Source organism: Thalassotalea litorea (assembly GCF_043642205.1).
Taxonomy (GTDB): domain Bacteria; phylum Pseudomonadota; class Gammaproteobacteria; order Enterobacterales; family Alteromonadaceae; genus Thalassotalea_A; species Thalassotalea_A litorea.
Map to the genome: position 1 here is coordinate 32740 of NZ_JBHZSG010000001.1, position 22841 is coordinate 55580.

The window sequence follows — 22841 nt, forward strand, 5'->3', positions numbered from 1 at the left end:
CATTCACCTCTAATTGGGGTTAGACGATATCCTTGCGGTAAACCTGCTGCGGGTTAATTTCGCCAATGATGCCATAATACCTTGTATTAATTTCCAAACCTTATCGTTTTATAGCTTTCCAGCTTTGATTTGTTTATCGGCATAATCAACCGCACGTGCTGATAATGCCATGTAAGTAATGCTTGGGTTTTGCGTACCTGAGCTTGTCATGCAAGCGCCATCGGTAACAAAAACATTCTCCACATCATGGAGTTGATTCCACTTGTTCAATACACTGGTCTTTGGGTCATGGCCCATTCGAGCGGTGCCCATCTCGTGAATACATGCGCCAGGTGCCGTTGTTCGATTGTGCGTACGAATGTCGGTACAGCCTGCAGCTTCAAGCATCTCTACAGCACACTTTATGCCATGTTCTCGCATTTTTAATTCATTTTCGCGTAGTTTAGCGTCAAAAGTGATAATCGGCATGCCATGTTTATCGCGTTTATCAAAGTTCAGGTACATACGGTTTTCATGATATGGCAAAATTTCGCCAAAACATTCCATGCCAATACGCCATTTACCGGGTTTTAATATGGCCTCTTTTAAGTCTGCACCAACAACACCGCTTGGGTTGTTGTGTGTTCGTCGGGCACCCCCTTGATAACTAAAGTTTCTCAGGTAGTCTTTTTGTCTGGTCCGTTCATCAATGTTGGTGAATGGTGGTATAAAAAAGCCTTTTGGCTTGCGGCCTTTGTAATAGGCGTCTTCATAGTCATCCAGTGTGCCCGAAGCGCCCATACCATAATGGTGGTCCATTAAGTTATGGCCTAATTCACCACTGCTATTACCTAATCCATTTGGAAAGGCTTCTGAGCGACTATTGAGCAAAATCGCGGCGGTACCTACGGTACTCGCATTACAGAATATAATGCGTGCGTAATATTCGGTGATCACACCTGTGTTGGCATCTTTCACTTTGACGCCGGTTGCCTTCTTTAGCTGCGTATCGTAGATAATTTCCATCACGATAGCATCCGATTGCAAAGTGAGATTGTTGGTTTGCTGAGCGACCGGTAAGGTTGCCGATTGAGTGCTAAAATACGCCCCGAATGGGCAACCACGTTTACAGCGATTACGGGCCTGGCACTGTCCGCGACTGCCTAAATGCACCTCAGGATTGTATTCGCTTAAATTCGCGATTCGACAAGGCGTGACAACTCGTTCCGGATACATTTCGTTAACCGCCTCACGCATTTTTTGTTCGACACAATTGAGTGGGAACGGGGCAATAAATTTACCATCGGGAGCCTGTTTTAAGCCTTCTGCTTGCCCTGCCACACCGACAAAAGTCTCTACATAGTCATACCATGACTCGATATCTTTGTAACGAATCGGCCAATCGATAGCGATCCCTTCTTTTTTATTGGCTTCAAAGTCGATATCACTCCAACGTGGGCAGTGACGTCCCCACATAACGGAGCGACCGCCAACATGGTGGCCACGGATCCAGTCAAAGCGTTCATCTTCGTCATATGGGTATTCGTCATCTTTATTAATAAAATGCTTAACGTCTTCTTTAACCCACCAATGCAGTCTTTCTTGTTTACCGTAGTGTTTTTGTTTTTCTTCCAGACTTACTTCGCCTTGATTAGGTAAATCCCACTTATCCATCATTGCGGTTGGGTATTCACCATGATTGACCATACGGCCACGTTCAAGCATTAAGGTTTTATAGCCTTTTTTACAAAGTTCCATGGCACTATAGCCACCTGAAATTCCAGAGCCAATGACAATGGCGTCAAACGTATTATTATTCATTATTCAGCCCACGCTTTGCCACCAACCTCTGCAACGGTTACACAAGGTGTGTAGCCGCCAGGGATGGGTAAATAGTTAAGGTAATTCTCACCAATTTCTTCGGTTGATAAATAGTAAGAGATGGTTTGTTGTTTTAAATCGATATACGCTCGGTACACAGGGTTTTCAGGCTCAGATGTCATGGCTTCTAATCGGTGTAATTGCTTTAATTGTGCCTGAGGGCCTGCGTGATAAAAGTTGTTACTTGCCAAATAATCATTAAGGTGTGCGAATTGTTTTAAAAAGCGCTGACGGTACTTTTCATCAAAGACCTTGTGAAACATATTGTCCATAATCAAATGGACCTTCACCTCGGAAGCGGATGGCGAGTCTGTTTTTGGTAAAATCGTATCCATAATTTGGGTGATTGCCTCAAAGGTTTCCCGATCAAAAAATTCAGGCACTTGTGAGGCAGTCAGTGGGATTGGCTTGGCGGTGTCAGTCACGGATTGTTCGCTACAGCCCATTAGCAAAGCCGAGGTCAGGGGGGCACAAATCGCAGTCCCCGTAACCATAGCCGCATATTTTAAAACTTTACGTCTATTCATATTCGTTATTCTTCTTATTTTGTGAATCTTGTTCATTACGTTGGTTAACAAATGACGTTCGTTGCTTAACTTCGGATGTGCGTTGACGTTCATATTCTTGGATATAAACATCGGTACGCTCGCTTAACTCTTTTAATATGGCCTGGTGTTGAGGAGAGTTAGCAAGATTTTTAGCTTCTTGTGGATCTTTGGTTAGGTCATATAGCTGTTGAAAATCGTGCTTGTAAAAATCTACATATTTCCACTGTTTAGTTCTCATACCAACCGTTGGCGGAATTGATACGCGTTTAGGTTGATACATATGTTCGAAAAAGAATTCCTGGCGCCAGGAATCACTTGCGTGTTGGTCATTTTGTAATAATGGAACCAGACTTTCCCCTTGATAGCTCTTTGGTGCCTGCACACCAGCTAACGCTAAAATCGTCGGCGCAATATCAATATTTAAGGCCATTTCAGATTTTTCCTGCCCTTGTGCCGCTTTGTTGCGAGGGTCGTAAATGATAAGAGGAATTCTCAAGTCTTCTTCCCAACCAAACCATTTGCCCGCTAATTGACGTTCGTTGATGTTATAGCCATTGTCCCCGGCATAAATAATCACCGTATCATCGGCAATTCCTTGCTTCTCTAATTCGGCGTAAATCATCCCAACGGCTTTATCCACACCACTAATTGCCCGGTAATGCCGTTTAACCATTTTTTGATAGAGTTCATCACTGCCGTAACGGTACTGCCAACGTACATGGCCAATCGATTCCTGTAAAAATTGAGGCAGTTCGGCGAAGGTTGTATCACGAGAAAACTTGGCGTCTGGAATTGTGACATGCTGATAATACTGTTCGAATTCTTCAGGATAGTGGTATTGATTTTCTTGATCGCTATCGTGTGCATGCGGATCCCAAAAATTGACGGCCATGACCCAGGGGGTGTTGTCATTTTCCGGTTGTGCGATAAACGCTTTGGCTAATTCTGCAATATGATAAGTCTGTGGTATCTCTTCACCTTGGTACTCAACCGTTCTGGTTTGTAGCAATTCTTTAAAGTAATCAAATTTATCTTCCGATTTGCCTGACAGCTTAATCTCATATTTACCAACAAATGCAGAGCGATAGCCATTATCCTTTAAAATTTTTGGGTAAATGCTATTGCTTTCGTCAATGCCGGTAGCCGGGCGACCAAAGGTAAAATCATGGGTACGCTCGGTTAAACTCGTTAATATACTAACCCGCGATGTTGCACAAATTGGGGTGGTTACAAATGCGTTGGTAAACACTGTCCCTTTATTCGCTAGCCGATCTAAATTCGGGGTTTTGATAATAGGGTGATATTTACCAATCAAATCCCAGCGATGGTCATCAGCAAGAATAAATAAAACATTGGGCCTGGCTGGGGAAGCTTGAGTGCCATGTTCAGGCATTGACGCGCTGTTGCAGGCCATCATAGTCAGACTAACCATCATTAGCAGAATAATGCTGGGTATCGATACGTTAAAGAAAACAGCGGATTGTTCTTTTTCTAACTTCATTTGCATTCCATTTATGATTCTGGACGACTCAACACTAATGCCCGCCAGCGGCCTCGAGCAAACGCAGTACCACCATTTTCAGGTATTTTGCCATTGGTGACGGCCATTGCCGCCACTTTGATTATGTCATCTTTTAAAAGTGTAACCTTATCGATATGAAAATAAGCTTCCTGATAATCGATTGCCGTCTCTGGGTTTTGAAATTGACCGACGATCTTATCGTTAATCATGACCTGGTATTTTGATTCACCATCAATTTCAGAGAGGGTAACCAGCGTTAGTGTGTATTGACCGGCTTCTTTTGCCTGCACTTGATACTCGGCGTAAGCAAATTGATTGCGAAAGGTTTGCTGTACAGCATTGATTGCCAAGGCATGCTCTTTTTTGTGGTGATAAAATGGGATTTGCTCAACGTCATGATTATTGCTTGTGGGATACGTGAAATCTGTAGGGGCAGCCAATATTCGCTGATAATTATCAATCTGATGCAACATCACTTTCTTCTCAAGGGGCGCCGAAGAGACCTTGGGTTTGCCTGGCACTATACCTTGAGGCTGAACATCTTTATTCATGGTCAGCAATAACTGATCTAATTCAAAGCCATCTTCACGCATCGATACCTGGATGGTATGCACACCCGCGGAAGGGATATCCAGGCTTATGGTGTTGGCAACGCCACAATGGTTTTCTTTGCTGCGTTGTGCCGAAGACCAGGTCCACTGGTGTTTACCTTGACATAATTGCAGGCGTTGACCGGAAGCTGGCCATTGCCCATTAAGACCGATATGGACGCCATTGTCTTCACTGCCCGTGCTATAGGCGCGAGCCCAAACGTAGTATTTTCCCGGCGAGGCAAAATAGGTTGGGTAGCTAAGTATCGCGAGTTTTCCGGGTTGTTGACTAAAGTTTTCACCTTGTTCCAGCAATTCATGATGATTGGTGCGTGTGTCGGGCAACAATTCTATGTATTTTCCCGCACTGGCGTTGTGATAGTGAGGCTGATCTGCATCAGGGTAGTGATGAGGCTGGCTTTCTTTAGAAAACACGATCCAGCGGCGTTTGCTGTCCAGGTGTTGGCTGGCGAAATTTTCTGCCTCGATTACCAGAGAGTTTTCAGTATTTGGTGGGACGCCTTCGTCACCCTGAACGGTAAAATTAGAGCCCAAGCTCAGAGCCAGAACGAATAAAGGCAGCAAGCCACGGTGCATATAGGTAGCGGCGGTCATGGTTACTCCTCGTAACGGGTCATTTCTGACGCTGCCAGTAACACAGCTCCAACACCATAAAGCTGAGTGTCTTGTTTGTTTACCGGATCAGGTGCTTTGCCAACTTGTTGTACCCAGTTAACACGTCCGTTTGTGGCAATCGCACGTGTAATCGCTTGCCAGCCATTTTTTACCGCTTGTTTATAGATGTCGTCAGTAAGGATCTGGTTATTTACACCCCATGCCAATCCAAAGGTGATGAATCCAGTGCCGCTAACTTCTGGCGTTTTTACTTTATCTGGATCCAGTAACGAGGCGGGCCAATAACCATCAGGTTTTTGAACGCTCACTAACCCTTTGGCGAATTTTTTGTAGAGTTCGATATAATTATTTCGTGAAGGGTGGTGTTGAGGAAGTTCCTCGATCAATAGCGGTAACGCAGCAAAAACCCAGCCATTGCCTCGACTCCAAAAGACAGGTTGGTTGTTATCACTGACTTTATCAAAATAGCGACTGTCGCGGTAAAATAGCCCATGTTGTTCTGAAAATAAGTAGTCTACGGTGAGCCAGAACTCCTGATCGGCAAAGTCAAAATACTTTTTATCCTGGGTGATGTTGCTTAGTTTAAGCCAGGTTCTTGGGGCCATAAACAACGCATCTGCCCAACACCAGCGGTCCTGACAAACGCTTTCATAAGCTTTGGGTTTGGGGAGCGATTCATTCATTTCCAAACTCACCGTTGAAGGGTTGGCGAGAATTTCATCGAACAATGCTTTTACAGGTTGATAAGCGGCTTTATTGCCGGTTCTCTCGGCCAGCCATAAATAGGTTTGGCCAATGGCATGATCGTCGGCGTGTTTGCCCCGAGACAGACGCAATGAATATTGCTGTGCTTTCGCCATTGTCTCAATATGAGCCAGCATGTGCGGATCATTAACCGTATCGACCCAGCGAGTTAAGCCAATATAAAATGCTGCCTGAATCCAGCCCTGTGGATTTGATGACGCGTGGTGGTAACGCGGTGCCAGGTAATCAAAATTGTCTAGGTGATTGATTTGCCACTGGGCTACTTTATTGCCAAGTATCACAGCACACCCTTGAGTCGGAGCTTGCACTGCCGGCGTATTTGTATCCGGCAGCGAGCAATCGTGCTGCTCTGTACTTGCGGCACTACCGACATAAAACGCCAATAGAAATAACAATGAAGAACAGAATATTGGTATGTTAACTGGCATGATTTCCTTTCCCGATGGCAGAATTTTTAGAGATAGCCGTATACATCGACAGCTTTCAATTCGACAAGTTTTGATAACTTATACTATAAAAATCAAACTTGGTCATTATAAATCATAATTACTCAAGAAGTACTTCAGTTTCAACCGGAAGTTTGTTAATTTGATCGGCGTCTGCGAGAAAGCAGGGGCGCTAAGTTAACGATGAAACATGGTTTTTATAATGATCGGGTAATCAAAAACGCCGTTTTGGGTCTGCTCCAGGGGTGGCGTGACTTAACGTTTCGAATCATAGAAATACGCCATAAAAATAAGAATACAGGAGCATAAATGAAATTATCCCATTCCTTATTGCTATTAACCGCAGCATTGTCGACATGTGCCTTAAGCCTGACGGCATTCGCATTTTCCTCGATGTCTACTCGCGTTAAAACGCCACCGAACATCATCATGATTGTGGTCGATGATTTGGGTTGGTCTGATATTGGCTATAACCAAACAACGGATTTATTTGAGACACCCAATATTGATGCGTTAGCCCGACAAAGTTTACAGTTTGATAATGCATATGCTGGCGCGGCGAATTGCGCCCCAAGCCGGGCGGTGTTGATGTCAGGACAATATGGCCCTCGCCATGGTGTCTATACGGTATCGCCTTCGGCAAGAGGAAATGCAAAAGCACGCAAATTAATTCCGATAAAAAATCAGCGTGGTTTAAAACCAGACGTCATTACCCTAGCTGAAGCGTTAAAAACTGCGGGATATGCCACCGGCCATTTTGGCAAATGGCATTTAGGTGCAGATCCGGATTCCCAAGGGTTTGATATCAATGTTGCCGGTAGTCATCAGGGAATGACCTTTCATTACTTTAGTCCATACGAGTTACCTAATATTCAGGATGGTCCAAAAGGCGAGTACTTGACTCATCGCCTGACATCGGAAGTGATTGACTGGGTGAGAACCCAGAAAGACACGCCATTTTTTGCATATCTTCCTTACTATACCGTGCATACACCGTTCCAAGCAGCTGCCGATAAAGTCAAAAAATACCATCAAAAAGGTATAACAGACGAAAAACAAGCAACCTACGCGGCAATGGTTGAACTGATGGATAGCAATGTCGGTCGTATTTTGACAGCATTGGAGGCTGAAAATATAGCGGCCAACACCTTAGTGATTTTTACTTCAGATAATGGTGGTTATCGTATGTCTAATTTCCCATCGCCTCTGCGCGCGGGCAAAGGCTCTTATTACGATGGCGGCTTGCGTGTACCATTGCTGGTTCGTTGGCCAGATCACATCCCATCTGGCGTCAACCACACGCCGGTAATCAATGCCGATTTTTACCCGACATTACTAAGTGTGGCAAATGCGCAACGGCCAAATCAAGTGTTGGATGGTATCGATTTAAGTTCGGTGTTGTTGGACCAGCAATTCATAGAATCCCGCGATCTTTTTTGGCACTTTCCTGTATACCTGCAAGCACGTAATGCAGCAACAGACCAGAGCCAGGATCCCTTATTTCGGACTCGCCCGGGTAGTGCGATGCGCAGTGGCAGCTGGAAGTTGATTCATTACTTTGAGGACGATGAGTATGAATTGTACGACCTTGCCAAAGATATGGCTGAAACACATAACCTGGCCGCGAAATTACCAGAAAAGTTGAATGAACTGAAAGCAAAACTGCAGGCATGGCGACTCAAAACGGGCGCAGATATGCCAACACAGCTTAACCCTGAATATGACGCAGATATAAATCAACAACTGATAGATGAGCTCAAAATACACACAAAGTTTGAGTGATATTAGGATGGATGGCCCTGGTTAAAAATAGCTAGCGCTATTGGAATACGCCGATAAATCAACTTTTAAAGTCGCGAAAAACCACAAGCCCGAGTTGATCGCGGCGAAGTTTGAACTATCACGATGGATGGGGAAAACCATAATGTTGCATAACCGATTTATGTTAATGCATCGAAAAAACGGGTTATTTTCATGTCTGTAATTATCCGACTCATGCGAACATTGGTTTGCACAGCTATTTGTGGCTTATATCCTGAACGACACCCCTTCAAAGTCTTACCGGATGTCTGATGGATATACGCGGCTTGCATCGGTCGCGGTGTTAACTCCTTACATTATCTTCTGTTACAGCGTTTCCTAAACGTTGTACAACTCAACATTTTTCTATGCCATGAGCGTTACTCGTTTTTTTGCACAGCTCAAAAGTGGTCACATATAATCATTTGTGCTCATTAATTGCTTCAGTTTCAATCTGAAGTTTGTTAGTTTGGCTAGCACCTATAACAAAATATCATGCGCTAGTTTAATAACATCACGTCGGGTTTCCTCTGTGTATTGAGAGAATGCAGGGCTTAGACAGATCTGGACCGGCTTCGATGGGATTGAATCTTTTCGCCTCAATCGTTTGGGTTGGCAGCATGATCATAAAATAAACAGAGAAGAGTATGATGAAAAATGGGCGTAGCAGATTGATTTTCTGGGTAGCGATCAGCGCGATATGCTTGGGGTGTTCACCGCAACCAACCGCTGAAGAAATTACCGCTAAATCGATACAGAAGTCGACACAGGAAACGTCGTTAAGTCCATCAAATCTACTTATTGAGGGCAATAAAACGCCCTTAAATGTCCATAATGGCAATGCCAATATGTCATGGCATGCGAATGTCGAACGACAACGTTACTACCAGATTCAGGTTGCAACGACTCTGGCTAAGCTACATGACGGCGAGTCTGATTTATGGGACAGCGGTAAAGTCGATTCGAGCCGCTCGGTCAATATCCCATATCAAGGTAAGACGTTGAAGGCGAATCAACGGGCTGTGTGGCGTGTCCGGGTTTGGTCGGATGATGCTATTAATCCGGGAGCCTGGAGTCAGGCAGAATATTGGGAGATGGGTCTGCTTAGTGCCCATTCCTGGCAGGCCAAATGGATTCAGGCGGAACAACAAGTTGCGGTACAGAACAATGATGCCGTTGAACACTGGATGCGTTTGGCCGCGGATTTAACTAATCCAAAATTGAATCAAAGCAAAAGAGATACGCAACACCAGGTGCTGAAACAGCTAATCGAGCAACCAACCGCTGCTTTGTTCAGGCATGATTTTCACCTTGATGGTAGAAAGATTGTTAAGGCTAAACTGCATAGTACCGCCGCAGGCTATTATGAAGTTTATTTGAATGGCAGGAATGTTGATGACCGTATCATGGACCCCGGGCAAACCGATTTCGACCAACGCATTTTATACAATACCGATGCCGTATCTGATTTTTTGTCGCCAGGTAAAAACACCATCGCAGTTCACTTAGGGAGCGGTTGGTATGACGAAAATATCGCTTTTAGTCGCTGGAGCAACCCCGACAAAAAGTCCTCAACCGCCAAGAAAAAATCATTATCTTACGGCCAACCAAAATTTATTGCGCAATTGCACGTTACTTATGATGACGGTTCGAGTCAGCTTATCGTGTCAGATGAATCTTGGTTAAGTCATCCTTCTCCCATTGTAAAAGAAGGGGTTTTCTCAGGAGAATTACTCGATGCTAACTTAGCCATTGATGGCTGGAATCGTACTGGTCTTGAGGTAAAAGACTGGCAGCCTGTCAGAGTCCTGAACCAGTGGCCAACAAAGGTGTTAGAACCGCAATTATTGCCCCCGATAAAAGCGATTAAAAAGCTCACCCCGGTGGCGATGTTTAATCCGCAGGCCAATGTATGGGTATTCGACTTCGGCCAAAACTTCACCGGCATACCAACCATTGATTTGGCGAAATTAAATTTATCAAAGGATCAGGCAGTCTACTTTCGTTATGGGGAGTGGGTCGATACGTTTGGCAACATTAGCCTTAAATCCGGTGGCGGTGCGCCCCTGTTAAAACAAGTCGATGGCTATATTGCTACTGGTGATGAGCAAGGTACCTGGACACCAATATTTACCTGGCATGGTTTTCGCTACGTTGAAGTGACAGGGTTGCAGGAACAACCAGCATTGGACGCAATTTCTGCGCATTTAGTGCGCAGTGATGTCGCTGTGGCAGGCACCTTTGAGAGTTCCGATCCACTGTTAAATCGGATTCATGAGACGGCTTTGTGGGGCTATGAAAGTAATTTGATGGCATTGCCAATGGATTGCCCTATTCGTGAACGCGCCGGCTGGACTGGTGATGCGCACGCCGCCTTGATCACCGGTAACTATAACTATCAAATGGGAAACTTCTGGCAAAAATATCTTGGAGATTTTAAAACCGCTGCCTATGTTGCACCCGCCGTCGTTCCCGGAAAACGCACCCATGGTGGCAATTTTGATTGGGCTGCCGCGGAGATTATTATTGCCTGGGAGCACTATCGACATTATGGCGACCTGCAATTATTGCAAAATCAATACCCAAGCATGCAGGAATATATGCAGGCTGGAGAAGCGAAACTGGAGAATTCATTGCTCAGAGCCGGTTATGGCGACTGGTGTGATCCTGTGGTCAAGCCAGGCACGCCGCGTGTCAATGGCAGGTGCAGCCCGCAGCATACAACGCCAACCATAACCAGTTCCGCATTGTTTGCCCATACCGCTGATCTGATGGCAAACATCTCAACGCAATTGAACAAGCCCGAACAAGCGAAACACTATTCGCAGTTGTTTACGCGTATCTCTGAGCAATTTCATCAGGAGTTCTACGACCCTAAAACTGGTCATTATGGGAGTCAAACCGCCGATGCAATGGCAATTATGTTTGCTATTGCCCCTGCACATTTGCGGCCATCGATTGCTCATGCTCTCAATGAGAATGTGATCCGCGACTGGCATGGACATGCTTCGGTTGGCGCGCTTGGACAAACGTATCTTTATCGGGCTTTAAGCGATTTTGGCTATGCCAACACGGCGTTTAATATTTTTAAGGCCAAAGGTTATCCGGGTTATGACTATATGTTTAATGAGCTCAATGCCACCACACTCTGGGAGCGCAAAGGGTTTTATGATCCTCAGCAAGATCCGGATGGCACCGAAGCGCCAGGTTTTTCTCTAAACCATCCTTTTCACAGTGGCTATGATGGTTGGTTTTACGAAGGGTTAGGGGGAATAAGGCCTCTGGACGATAGCGTCGGTTACCAACATTTTGCGTTACAGCCTGAATTTGTAGACGGATTGGATTGGGTCAAAGTGAGTTACCAAACCCATTATGGGACGATAAAAAGTCACTGGCAGCGAGAAACGGATACCGTTGTCTGGAAATTCACTGTGCCTGACAACACCGTGGCTTATGTGAGCGTGCCTGAGATAAACGCAAAGGGAGCTAAAACAAAACAACCGGCAAAGTATTCTGCCGGGCAATATGTTCTGCAGATCAACCTGAATGGAACCTAAACGTGAAATGGCGACATTGATAGGAAATTCCCGCCGATGCGCCTTCATTTCATCCAAAGCGAGCGCTTGGTAATAATGCGGCCATCGACCACGAATAGCCCTAGACAACAAGACTTAACAACAAAACTAATATAGAAACGAGATTAGGTGAGATACCCATGAACATTAAACAATCGATAGAGCGCGTACCCGGTGGAATGATGCTGGTACCATTATTTCTAGGGGCACTCATAAATACTTTTGCACCCAATTCGGCGGATTATTTTGGCGGTTTTACCAAAGGAATGATGACCGGGATATTACCCATTTTAGCCGTTTGGTTTTTTTGTATTGGTGCAAGTATTAACCTACGTTCCACCGGAACTGTGTTACGTAAATCCGGCACTCTGGTAATCACCAAAGTTGCTACCGCATGGCTTGTGGCGATAATTGCAGCGGCGCTAATACCGGAACATGGCGTTGAAGCTGGCATATTTGCCGGGCTTTCAACTCTGGCATTAGTTTCTGCAATGGATATGACAAACGGAGGTTTATATGCCAGTTTGATGAACCAGTATGGCTCGAAAGAAGAATCCGGTGCGTTTATCTTAATGTCGCTTGAATCGGGCCCACTAATGACCATGCTAATTTTGGGGTCTGTTGGCGCAGCATCCTTTGAACTTCACCATTTTATTGGCGCAGTTTTACCGTTTCTTGCGGGTTTCATTCTCGGTAATTTAGACGTAAGTTTACGGGAATTCTTTAGCCGAGCCAGTGCCGTGATGATCCCATTTGTCGGGTTTGCATTAGGCAATACGATTAATCTGAGCGTTATCATGGAAACTGGATTGCTGGGTATCATTTTGGGGCTTGCAGTCATTGTTATTACCGGTATCCCACTTGTTCTTGCGGATCGCTGGATTGGTAAAGGCAATGGCACCGCGGGAGTCGCCGCATCATCCACGGCTGGCGCTGCAATCGCAAACCCTGCTGCCATTGCAGCGATTGAGCCTAAATTTGCTCTCGCGGCACAAAGTGCCACGGCATTAATTGCCACAAGCGTCATTGTCACCTCTATTTTAGTACCGATTATTACGGCTATGTATCACAAACGCTATGCGCATCAACCGCAGGACAATGATAACTATGAGGGCGCGTATGTCAGTTAAACTTTCGGCGTTACTTTCGATATGTACTCTATACCTGGCAGGTTGCCAGTCGGTATCGTTAACGCAACAACCAGGGGCGGGCATTCAAAAACAGCCGAACGTATTGCTGATCATGGTCGATGATTATCGCACGGCGATGGGCGCCATGGGGGATACCAGAGCCATAACCCCGAATTTAGATAAATTGGCCTCTCAGGGAATGTTATTTAATCGTGCCTACGCGAATGTTCCCGTTTGTGGCGCATCACGAGCCAGTATGATGACCAGTATTTACCCTCACAAAACGCGATTTATTGATTACCTCGCCAATGCAGAGCGCGAAGTCCCTGACGCCGTGACTATGGGAGAGTTTTTTAAAAGTGCCGGATACCATACCATTTCTAATGGCAAAGTATTTCACAGTAGAGAAGACTCAAATGAAGAGAGTTGGAGCGAATCAGCATGGGAGCCCAAGGCCAAAGGACCGGCATATTTTAGTGAAGATTCAAAAAACTATGTGAAACCGAGCAAACGTTTTGGCAATAGAGGACCTTGGTACGAACGCTCAAATCACGACGATGAGGCGTATTATGATGGTCAGGTAAAACAAAAAACCATTGCTGATTTGAAACGATTAGCGCAACAGGATAAACCCTTTTTCTTAGCCGCAGGGTTTCGCCGACCGCACTTGCCTTTCAACGCCCCAAAAACGTATTTTGAGTTATACAATCAGACGGACTTTCAACCGTCAACATTGCGAACTAAGCCAATCAATGCACCGGAGTCTTTAACGGGTTCTGGTGAAATTCACGTCTATCACTTTAAAAATCACCAGTATAACTCGGATGAATTTCATCGATTGTCGTTACTGGGATATTACGCAGCTGTGAGTTTTATCGACCAGCAGGTGGGTGACATATTAGCTACTCTAGATGCGTTAGGACTACGTGACGATACGATAGTGGTGTTAACCAGCGATCATGGATTTAACTTAGGCGAACACAATTATTGGGGAAAGCATAATATGCTCAATAGTGCGTTACACATTCCTTTGATCATTGATGCGCCTGACCGTGAAGCGGCATTAACATCGGATGCTTTGGTGAGCCTGGTTGATGTTTTTCCAACCTTGATTGAGCTTGCCGGGTTGAAACCTGATCAGCAATTATCACAACAAATGGTCGGACGTAGCCTGGTACCGTTATTAACCAATCCTGAGGATGTACATAAACCCGTGGTTTATTCTCGTTTCAAACAAGGAGATACGGTTATCACTGAAACATTAATATATACGGAGTATGTGACCGCTGACGGTCATCTGCAGAGGATGTTATTTGATCTGGCAGTAGATCCACAGGAAACAACCAATGTTGTATTTGAGCCTCGTTATCACAGCGATGTTAAACGTTTATCGGCACAGCTTCAGCAATTAAAAAATCAAAGTGAGGGGTACTCAACGAGTCAATAATCCGGGTAATTTAATCGGTATTGGCAAGCGATAACACGGTCTTTGCGGTGGTGGTTGCTCCTCCCCCGTTATAGTGAATACTATCACCTGCCTCGGATCAATGACGTTCCTCTCGAGGAAACCTTGTATCAAAATCTGTATTCGGTCACTCATGCCCGGTGCACACTATGGCATTGACTCTTGCCAATGCTCTATTAGCAGATAATCCTGTGGTTTTAAGGTATTTTCCAGTGCTTTGTCGACACTTGTCCTGCGTGGCGGATTGTTTTGATCTAACTTAAATGCTGGTGCTGTGATTACAGGAATATTACCAAAGCCTTCCGTGAGAAAGTCACCTTGTTCAGACATCCATGTAAATAACTGTTTTTGTAGTCGGTTTTTGATGTTGGTCAATTCTGGAACGGCGATTAAATTATGCTGCTCAAACGGGTCCGACTCTAAGTCATACAATGCTTCAAAGGGTTCATTGGGGTGCTGCATTGCACCAAGCCGTAAAAATGCATTGATATTCGGTTTGTCGCCCAGGTTTTTATCGAGTACCTCAAGCGCATTAAAGTTACGGATATATTTATAGCGCTTGCTGCGGATCATCCGCGAGGGAAAAATATGCGCATTAATAATATTTTGATTGGTTCTGACCCCATATACGTATTGGTGAATGGCTTTGTCGGCGCCATTTAGCAAGGTTAAGAAGCTTTTTCCGTCCATGCTTTGATCCGCATTACCACCGGCAATATCGATAAAGGTTGGCAGTACGTCAGTATAGTGAATTAACTGTTCAGAACGAGAGTTAGGTTTTATGACATTTGGCCAGCGCACGATAAAAGGGACTTTTAAACCGATGTCTTTAACACCAAACTTGCCTGAGACCCCGTGATCAGCGCTATAAATAAACAGCGTATTGTCGGTTAAATGCGTGTCTACCAATGCCAGAACATGTTCCAGTTGGGTATTGTCCTCTTCAATACTTCGGTAATAGCCGGCTTTTTTCTTCACATAGGTTTCATTATGTTTTAAATGCTCATCGTAAGGATGAAATTTAAGGTCTTCTGGATTTGGATTCTTTACGTCAAAATACTTACCGTGGGGATACTTTGAGGTGATAAACATGACAAAAGGCTTGTTGACTGTTTTAAAGTAGGTTTCGATGTCTGCCAGGGGAATATAGTCTCTAGGGACGCCAGCTTTGGGGATCGGTTGCCACTCATGATCCCAGTCATAGATGTTTTCCGGTTTAACATGACTTTTACCAGCCAAAACAACATCATAACCTAATGCTCGCATGTGCTTGGTCACCGACTTTATATTCGGTCGAGTCGGAGTATGATTGGCAAAAGCACCATTTTTTAATGGATATTTACCGGTAAAAAGTTGCGTTCTGCTGGGAGCGCAAATTGCCTGAGCCGTAAAGGCGTTTTCAAATAACATGCCCTGATTAGCGAGTTGATCGATCGCCGGAGTATGTACTTTTTCATTGCCGTAAACACCGTAGTCGTAAACATCTTGATCGTCGGCTAAATAAAAAATAATGCTTGGCTTATTGGTATGCGCCAGAGCTGTTGATGCATTGTCCCCTGCTTGGGTTTTCGTAACGCCGCTTAAAACGATTGCGATAAAGCTCAATGAAATTGTCAGTAACGTGTTATTTGTCATTGTCGATGGTACCAATATGATGAATAGCAGGGAAAGGTAACCACTTTCCCTTCATTTGCGTCCTAAAAAATGCGTTATACCAATCACATTAAATTATTGCTCACTCAGTGAGAATTTAAAGGCTTTTAGGCAAGGCTTTGATTACAGAGAATGGTCGCTCCATTATCTCAAAATCGGTCAAAATCACTAACACAGGATAAATGCCTTTAAAACTCACCCGTAGGGAGTTTATCTTAAGGTCCATTTACGGCCCTATATTTCATTAATATAGAATGACTATATCAATAAAATCTATGTTGTAACTGAACCTCTGCCCTAACTCTGAGTTGTGCACAAACTTAGTGTGATTGGTATTAGAATGTCGAGATTCAATCTGACAGTTAACGATTAATGATCCTTTACCGCTGGGTCTGGATGCTTGTATAAACCCGGCGTGATTTGCACGTCTAGCTCGGATTTATCAGATGGCCAGGCAAGAATGACTAATTGTTGTCTGTCTTCATCCCAGATAATGTTGCCAGGATTGGTGTTTGGCTTTGAATGTTTAACTTCAAAACCTCGAGTAAGAGGACTTTTGGTTAAAATCATGTCGTCACCAATGTGTAAGGTAAATCCGTCGGGATAGTGGCGATCCGCGCCAATAAAAATGCGCGAGGCACCTTGACGATTATCACTTACCATAGTTAGGTTTAATGTCCTGCTTGCAAAGTCAAACAGAAAGCTTTTAATATCCCCGGCAATCAGTTGTGGATAAGGGCGGGCGATAATATCCGTGATGTATTTGCGCTCCACCGTGCCAATGGCTTGTTTATCCCGAAAAATTGCCCAGGTTGATTGGCCGCCGGGTAAAAAGTTTTGATAGCTGCGATTCCCTAAAAACCAGGCTTTAATTGAGCCAACGCCCATTTGGTCAAATATTTCAGCGGTTTTAATATAAAACTCAATATAATTAAGTTGCTCTTTTACTGAATTATCGGTGGTCACGAACGTTGGAAAACCCCACTCACCAATTAAAATAGGCGCCTGTAATAATTCCGACTCTTTAGCAAATCGTTCCATGGTTGGAACGATGTAATCCATGTTTTTTTGGTAAATATGCGGCGCAAAAATAATATTTTTTCGTTTGATTTTTTGCTTAATCTCGGCATATTGGTTGTTATTAATGGCGTCACCTTTATTCATAAAAACGGTTTGTATTAAAAACTGTTTTGTCTCGCTATACGGCAAGGCTGCGTCGATAAGCTTTTCGTAAAAAGGGATCAAATACTGATTGGTTAAATCATCATAGGCAATATCCATGTCTTTTTTACGAGGTTCATTAACAAGGTCATAGCCAATTACCGCATCATTGTCTTTGAAAGTATCCCATATATGCCGCCATGCGTTGATATACGTTTGCTGAGCATGGTTTTCATCGAGGTAAAGTTCCGACCAGGAAAACCCCTTGGCACCGTAGACAGTCAATTTAAAAATGGTTTTTATACCGGCTTCTCTCGCTAACGTTGTCGCTCTCTTTACCCGAGCCAAATACTCAGGTTCAAATGATGATTGACCAAACTCACTTAACCTGCCCAACTCAAGGCGAATTACCTGAACGTTAGCGCCCATGCGCACCATGCGAAGATAATCGTCAGGATTAAAATCGACTGAGCCTGCATGATCATTGGTGTTGATAACAAAACCGCGAGGGATCATGTGTCGCCCGTCACTGTCACGCAGGCCATGCTTTATATCGAAAGCCTGGGCGCTACCTAGGATTAAGGTAGAAAACAGCGTCGCTATGAGCGCCATTTGCAAAATACGGTTCATCCGTATTTACTCCAAATGGAAAACTAAGTCGATAGGTTCGGCGATAGGAGCATTGTCACTATGGGTTTCCATAATATCTGCCATAAATGCCCACCATTTCTTAACGATTGGCTGTAACGGTAAATTATCCATGCTGTGATTCGAAGTGCGTTTTAACACCGCAAATAATTTATTTGAGGACTTTTCGTGAAAAATTGAATAATCCGAAACCCCAGCAGCTTTAAGTGCGGTTACCAGTTCCGGCCAAATATCATCATGTCGTTTTTTATATTCTGCTTCTTTGCCAGGTAAAAGCGTCATAACAAAGGCAATTTTTTCCATGGTTTTTATCCAATATAGGGGTTAGTGATTGATTCGAGCAGTAAACCGGAGTCACTAGCCGGGTATTGCCAGTGACTCAAGCGAGTGCTTATTATTGATAGGTGTCTAGATAGGTATGCCAAGCATCTGCTGTGGTGATCTCTGCAGCAGTTTGCCAGGCAAATCCTGCTTTATAGGACAATTTTCCCTGAGCATCGGATTCGGTGAAAATCCATATATGGCTCTCATCTTTAATATCGCTTGCTATATGTTTAATCTCTTTAACATTGCTTGGTTCAACAAGTGCACCGGTACCTAACCCTTGACCGTCAATGATTTCCCATGCTGAGATTCGGCCAGTTGCGGGGTTGGAAAAAGTCTCTGCTTTTTCATCATGGGTGGCAATTCCGATGGCAATGGGTAAAGCAGCGGGTTTGTCGTCCAACGTATACTCAGAGTTGACGGTGTATAGTTGACTGCCTAATGCTAAGGAGACCGTTTTCGATTCCTTAACGATACCTAACGGTGTATACCATTCATAGACTAAGTTAAAGACCACTTCATCAGCACCACTTTTAAGAACCTTGTAGCTTTTATAACTGTGCGGGGCGTATGCTGTGCCATCAACCCAAACCGCAGAACCACCAACACCTCTACTAATGCCGGTATGATAAGGGTCATAGCCCTCGCCGTGATCAACATGATAGGAGATACCATTAAGGTGCCCTTGGTACCATTTGTCGATAATCGAGTAATCTACCCGTTTTAACCAGGCATCAACGCCACTGGAGTGCCCTTTTAATGGTGCAGCTGGTCCGTAGACACGGAAAGCAACTTTGTCGTTTTCCCAGGCAAAATCGTCATTGCGTTCTGGGACAAACCGACCATATGCCATCACTTGCGTATTCGCCGCCGGGGTCGATTGTGCCGTTGCCGTTTTGCTTGTTGGTTGTGTATCACTGGCGCCGGTGCAACCGTTTAGCAATATACTACTGGCCAACAACACCAGTAATGAATTTATTGGTTTTACGTAACGTGTTGTCATAACTTTATCCTTTATTTTCAATATTCCGATTCACTCAGTACACCATGATTTACGCCCAAGCTTAAACCATAGGTAAAGAAAGCCATACCAGTACTTTCAGGCTGGAGCATCTTGTTTGTATCAAAAGCGACGTTGATCAGGCTCCATCGGCTTTTTGCAGAGTTTTCAACTTATTTTGTAATTTTGATTGATGTTGCACTATTGTGAGCGTTGTTGCAACTTTGAGGTGGCTGAGTTAATTTATCTGGTCTGATAGGCAATCCAAATAATAAGTTCAACGCAGTGATATGAATAGACGACATTTTCTGGTTGGTGGTGCTAGCGCCTTTGCTGCAGCGGCAATTTTTCAACAAGGCTGGTTTAAAAAGCTGAAGCAAGAGTACCCCAATGTACTTATGCTGATTGTCGATGATCTAAATGACTGGATTGGCCCTTTAGACGGACACCCGAACGCGAAAACTCCGAATATCGATCGATTGGCAGAGCAGGGAACCGTATTCACCAATGCCCATGCGTCCGCACCTATTTGTGGTCCTTCCAGAGCCAGTGTGATGACAGGGCTTGCTCCTGCCACTACCGGTATCTACGGTCATGTTGGCGATAATGACATTAAGCTCGCTAACGAAAAGGCGGCACAGTCGGTGTTTTTGAGTGAGTACTTTCGACAACATGGATATTACACCGCAGCCGTGGGAAAAGTCTTTCATGATCAGGTGGCAGACGGCAGCTTTGACGTTTACGGTGGTCGCGTAAAACAGTTTGGACCTTATCCTGAGCAGCGTATGAAGTGGCATGATCCCAGAACCAATACCGACTGGGGAGCTTTTCCTGAACGCGATGATCAAATGCCTGATTTTGACAGCGCCCATTGGTTAGCCGAACAGCTGCATCAGACTCATGAAAAACCTTTCTTTATGGCTGGCGGTTTTTTACGACCGCATGTGCCGTGGCATGTTCCGCAAAAGTGGTTTGATATGCACCCCATCGAAAAAATAACCCTGCCAAATTATAAAGCAGATGATTTGGATGACGTGTCGGCGATTGCAAAAGCCGTTGCAGAACTACCGCAAATGCCGAGTACCGAGTGGGCGATTGAAAATGGTGAGTGGAAGAATATGGTTCAAGCGTATCTGGCCAGTGTCACCTTTGTCGATTCTTGCATTGGTATCGTTTTGGATGCGTTAGAAACCAGTCCGTATGCACATAATACCGCGGTCGTGGTTTGGGGGGATCATGGTTATCAGCTTGGCGAAAAGGGCAAATTTGCAAAAATGTCTCTTTGGGAGCGTGCGACAAGGACACCATTGATTATCAAACCACCCAGGAATCAACAGCGATCTGCTACCAGTAACGTGACCCACAAACCGGTGAGCTTATTGGATTTATACCCAACGTTACTCAAAATTTGTGGCTTGCCCGATAACGCAGCCAATCAGGGGAATGATCTGACGCCGTTGCTGAAGAACCCGGAGGCTCCCTGGGAGCACGTGGCGGTAACAACCTATGGTCCCAATAATCATGCGATTAAAACAGAGCGCTATCGATATATTGTTTACGCGGATGGATCGGAAGAGTTGTATGACCATCTTCACGACAAAAACGAATGGCATAATTTGGCGGCAGAGGTTAACTATCAGGACATTAAAAATCAGCTGAAGCAGAAACTACCCCAAGAAAATGCAAACTGGTCGCCAGTGTCTTATTACCGGGGCAATGACTATTTTAATGGGCTGACGGACAAAGCCCTGCAACAGACGGGATTGACAAAGCCGTAAAGCAAAAGCCATCAAATTAAGGTTTAAGAGATCGGTAGGTTTTTGCAACAGGCTGACACATGACAGATTGTAAAACCCTTGTTGTTCATGTGTCAGCGAAGCCGTTGCGATTGCAGGAATAGGGGACAGTAGGGATTACATTGTTTTCAGGGAGGAACAATAATAAAAAGGCAAATGATTATGTTAAAAAGAATAAATACAAACGTCGTTATCTGTTTGTTGTTATGCATGACAGCGAATAGGGTGTTCGCCGCGGACTGCAATTCAGTGCCGGCAAATCCAAATGGGGACACAAACAAATTACGCGACGCGTTGCAGCAGGCAACCAATACTGGATTGCCCCTGGAAATTAGCGGCACCTACTATATCGATACGGATCTGAAAGTTTACCTGAAGAAAGATTTAATCGTTGATGCGGCGGGGGCTAAATTCATTGCTACCTCATCCTTAGATGGTGATATGTTCAGTTTTGATGCGCATAACAGCAAATCCGATGAATGCGATAGCGCTGCAATTTTGGTTGACCTTGACTGGCAAGGCGGGGACTTCAATATGGCAGAAGCTAAAGTATCTACGGTTGTACCCATCCGATATCGAACTCCTGCTGGTCGCGAGGGAACCAAGGCCACCGCTGATGCTTTGTCGATAAGAGGAGTGAAAGCCAATGGAGACAACAAATTAAACGACGTGAAGATTGAAAATATTGTCTTTACAGGCACGAAAAATACTACTGATGCCTTTGATCGTGCTGGCGGTGATAGTGGAATTTTATTGATTGGTGGATTAAAGGTTGATATTAAAAACAACCGGTTTTATGGCGTACGCGATGCCGCAATTTATGTATCGGCCGGAGGCGTAAATGGCGAATTTGGTGATCACTTTACCATCCATAATAACTATGTGGAACGTGCATATGATGGTATTACCAGCAAGCGTGGTGCTGATAATATCAAGATGCTCAACAACACGATGCAAGATGTCGTTGTAGGATTGAGTATAAAGCGGGTTTATGATGGTTGGACGTCAACCAATGTAACCATCAGTAATAATCACATAACTGCTGCGGTGCGGCCAGTGAGTGTTGAGCGCGCGAACAATGTGACTATTGAACATAATCAAATCCTGGCACTGGGTGCCGAAGTCGCCAACCAGTCAACAGCCATCAATAAATATGGGGATCACTACGAAGGTATTGCCTTAAATGGCGTCCAGGGCAGCAATACGATTCGCTATAATACGATAAGTGGCATCACGGGCAGTTCACGTGAAGGCATCACCACCACCTATGGTATCGTTACACGTTTTGAAGATGGTCGGGAAACGACGGGTGTTACCATTACGGATAATACGTTTTCTCGATTAGACAAGTGGGTGAATCACTTTTAATGAAGGGTCCCTGATGACAGCCATTTCTGACAAGAAGGGGCTGTCCTGCATTCGCCGATGATTGCCAGTGAACTCTGGCAATCATTGTAATACCAATCACATTAAATTATTGCTCACTCAGTGAGAATTTTAAGGCTTTTAGGCAAGGCTTTGATTGCAGAGAATGGTCGCTCCATTATCTCAAAATCGGTCAAAATCAGTAACGCAGGATAAATGCCTTTAAAACTCACCCGTAGGGAGTTTATCAGAGGTCCATTTACGGCCCTATATTTCATTAATATAGAATGACTATATCAATAAAATCTATGTTGTAACTGAACCTATGCCTTAACTCTGAGTTGTGCACAAACTTAATGTGATTGGTATAATTATCACCATGGCGTAATCCATTATTCTGTTGGCGCGCTTTCCCCTTACACTTTATGGTCATATTCAATCATATTTGATCTGTAAGTGATCGGTTTCGATTGTTTTTGCTTGTTTTTTCTGTTTTTAGCGTTTAGATTAATTTTTAGCCAGCTGGCTTTATAAAAATAAACGGGGAGATACAAGTT

Annotated in this window: 15 protein-coding genes; 6 read left to right on the forward strand and 9 right to left on the reverse strand. The window is 44.4% G+C overall.

Annotation, left to right across the window (positions count from 1 at the left end; genetic code table 11):
• Window positions 1-108 precede the first annotated feature (108 nt).
• The 5 genes from ACHUFQ_RS00145 to ACHUFQ_RS00165 are packed head-to-tail and all read right to left on the reverse strand — an operon-like array spanning window position 109 to window position 6349.
• The gene (locus tag ACHUFQ_RS00145) at window positions 109-1800 is read right to left on the reverse strand and encodes a GMC oxidoreductase (RefSeq protein WP_394171832.1); all 1692 of its coding nucleotides are present in this window, start codon (window positions 1798-1800) and stop codon (window positions 109-111) included.
• On the reverse strand, window positions 1800-2387 hold the full coding sequence (locus ACHUFQ_RS00150) for a gluconate 2-dehydrogenase subunit 3 family protein (protein WP_394171833.1): 588 nt from the start codon (window positions 2385-2387) through the stop codon (window positions 1800-1802). The genes ACHUFQ_RS00145 and ACHUFQ_RS00150 overlap by 1 nt, the downstream gene beginning before the upstream one ends.
• Complete coding sequence (locus ACHUFQ_RS00155) at window positions 2380-3909, reverse strand: sulfatase-like hydrolase/transferase (RefSeq protein WP_394171835.1); 1530 nt, start codon at window positions 3907-3909, stop codon at window positions 2380-2382. The genes ACHUFQ_RS00150 and ACHUFQ_RS00155 overlap by 8 nt, the downstream gene beginning before the upstream one ends.
• Window positions 3910-3920: 11 nt before the next feature.
• A complete protein-coding gene (locus tag ACHUFQ_RS00160; protein ID WP_394171837.1) occupies window positions 3921-5135 on the reverse strand; it encodes a hypothetical protein in 1215 nt (404 codons plus the stop codon).
• Window positions 5136-5137: 2 nt separating this feature from the next.
• Complete coding sequence (locus tag ACHUFQ_RS00165; protein WP_394171839.1) at window positions 5138-6349, reverse strand: glycoside hydrolase family 88/105 protein; 1212 nt, start codon at window positions 6347-6349, stop codon at window positions 5138-5140.
• Window positions 6350-6676: 327 nt separating this feature from the next.
• Here ACHUFQ_RS00165 and ACHUFQ_RS00170 point away from each other — a divergent pair, with 327 nt between their 5' ends.
• The 4 genes from ACHUFQ_RS00170 to ACHUFQ_RS00185 all read left to right on the forward strand — a co-directional run bounded on the left by ACHUFQ_RS00170 (window position 6677) and on the right by ACHUFQ_RS00185 (window position 14319).
• Window positions 6677-8149: a sulfatase gene (locus tag ACHUFQ_RS00170; protein WP_394171841.1), complete on the forward strand. Its 1473-nt coding sequence runs from the start codon at window positions 6677-6679 to the stop codon at window positions 8147-8149.
• A gap of 665 nt (window positions 8150-8814) precedes the next feature.
• Window positions 8815-11724 (forward strand): family 78 glycoside hydrolase catalytic domain, encoded by a 2910-nt coding sequence (locus ACHUFQ_RS00175; protein WP_394171842.1) that lies wholly within the window; start codon window positions 8815-8817, stop codon window positions 11722-11724.
• Window positions 11725-11882: 158 nt separating this feature from the next.
• Window positions 11883-12872, forward strand: a complete 990-nt coding sequence (gene kdgT / locus ACHUFQ_RS00180) for a 2-keto-3-deoxygluconate transporter (RefSeq protein ID WP_394171844.1) — start codon at window positions 11883-11885, stop codon at window positions 12870-12872.
• Window positions 12862-14319, forward strand: a complete 1458-nt coding sequence (locus tag ACHUFQ_RS00185; protein WP_394171846.1) for a sulfatase — start codon at window positions 12862-12864, stop codon at window positions 14317-14319. Before kdgT ends, ACHUFQ_RS00185 begins: the two co-directional genes overlap by 11 nt.
• Before the next feature lie 165 nt (window positions 14320-14484).
• Here ACHUFQ_RS00185 and ACHUFQ_RS00190 read toward each other — a convergent pair whose 3' ends face one another.
• The 4 genes from ACHUFQ_RS00190 to ACHUFQ_RS00205 form a co-directional block, all read right to left on the reverse strand.
• Window positions 14485-15972 carry a sulfatase family protein gene (locus ACHUFQ_RS00190; protein WP_394171848.1) on the reverse strand — a complete coding sequence of 496 codons (1488 nt, stop codon included), beginning with the start codon at window positions 15970-15972 and terminating at the stop codon, window positions 14485-14487.
• A gap of 387 nt (window positions 15973-16359) precedes the next feature.
• On the reverse strand, window positions 16360-17781 hold the full coding sequence (locus ACHUFQ_RS00195; protein WP_394171850.1) for a cellulase family glycosylhydrolase: 1422 nt from the start codon (window positions 17779-17781) through the stop codon (window positions 16360-16362).
• A 6-nt stretch (window positions 17782-17787) separates the two neighbouring features.
• On the reverse strand, window positions 17788-18102 hold the full coding sequence (gene rhaM, locus ACHUFQ_RS00200) for an L-rhamnose mutarotase (RefSeq protein ID WP_394171852.1): 315 nt from the start codon (window positions 18100-18102) through the stop codon (window positions 17788-17790).
• Between the two features lie 91 nt (window positions 18103-18193).
• Window positions 18194-19126 carry a DUF4861 family protein gene (locus tag ACHUFQ_RS00205; protein WP_394171854.1) on the reverse strand — a complete coding sequence of 311 codons (933 nt, stop codon included), beginning with the start codon at window positions 19124-19126 and terminating at the stop codon, window positions 18194-18196.
• A 287-nt stretch (window positions 19127-19413) separates the two neighbouring features.
• On the opposite strand from ACHUFQ_RS00205, the gene ACHUFQ_RS00210 reads away from it, so the two are divergent.
• Both ACHUFQ_RS00210 and ACHUFQ_RS00215 read left to right on the forward strand, forming a co-directional pair.
• The gene (locus tag ACHUFQ_RS00210; protein WP_394171856.1) at window positions 19414-20901 is read left to right on the forward strand and encodes a sulfatase; all 1488 of its coding nucleotides are present in this window, start codon (window positions 19414-19416) and stop codon (window positions 20899-20901) included.
• A gap of 228 nt (window positions 20902-21129) precedes the next feature.
• Complete coding sequence (locus tag ACHUFQ_RS00215) at window positions 21130-22287, forward strand: right-handed parallel beta-helix repeat-containing protein (protein WP_394171857.1); 1158 nt, start codon at window positions 21130-21132, stop codon at window positions 22285-22287.
• The last annotated feature ends 554 nt before the right edge of the window (window positions 22288-22841 follow it).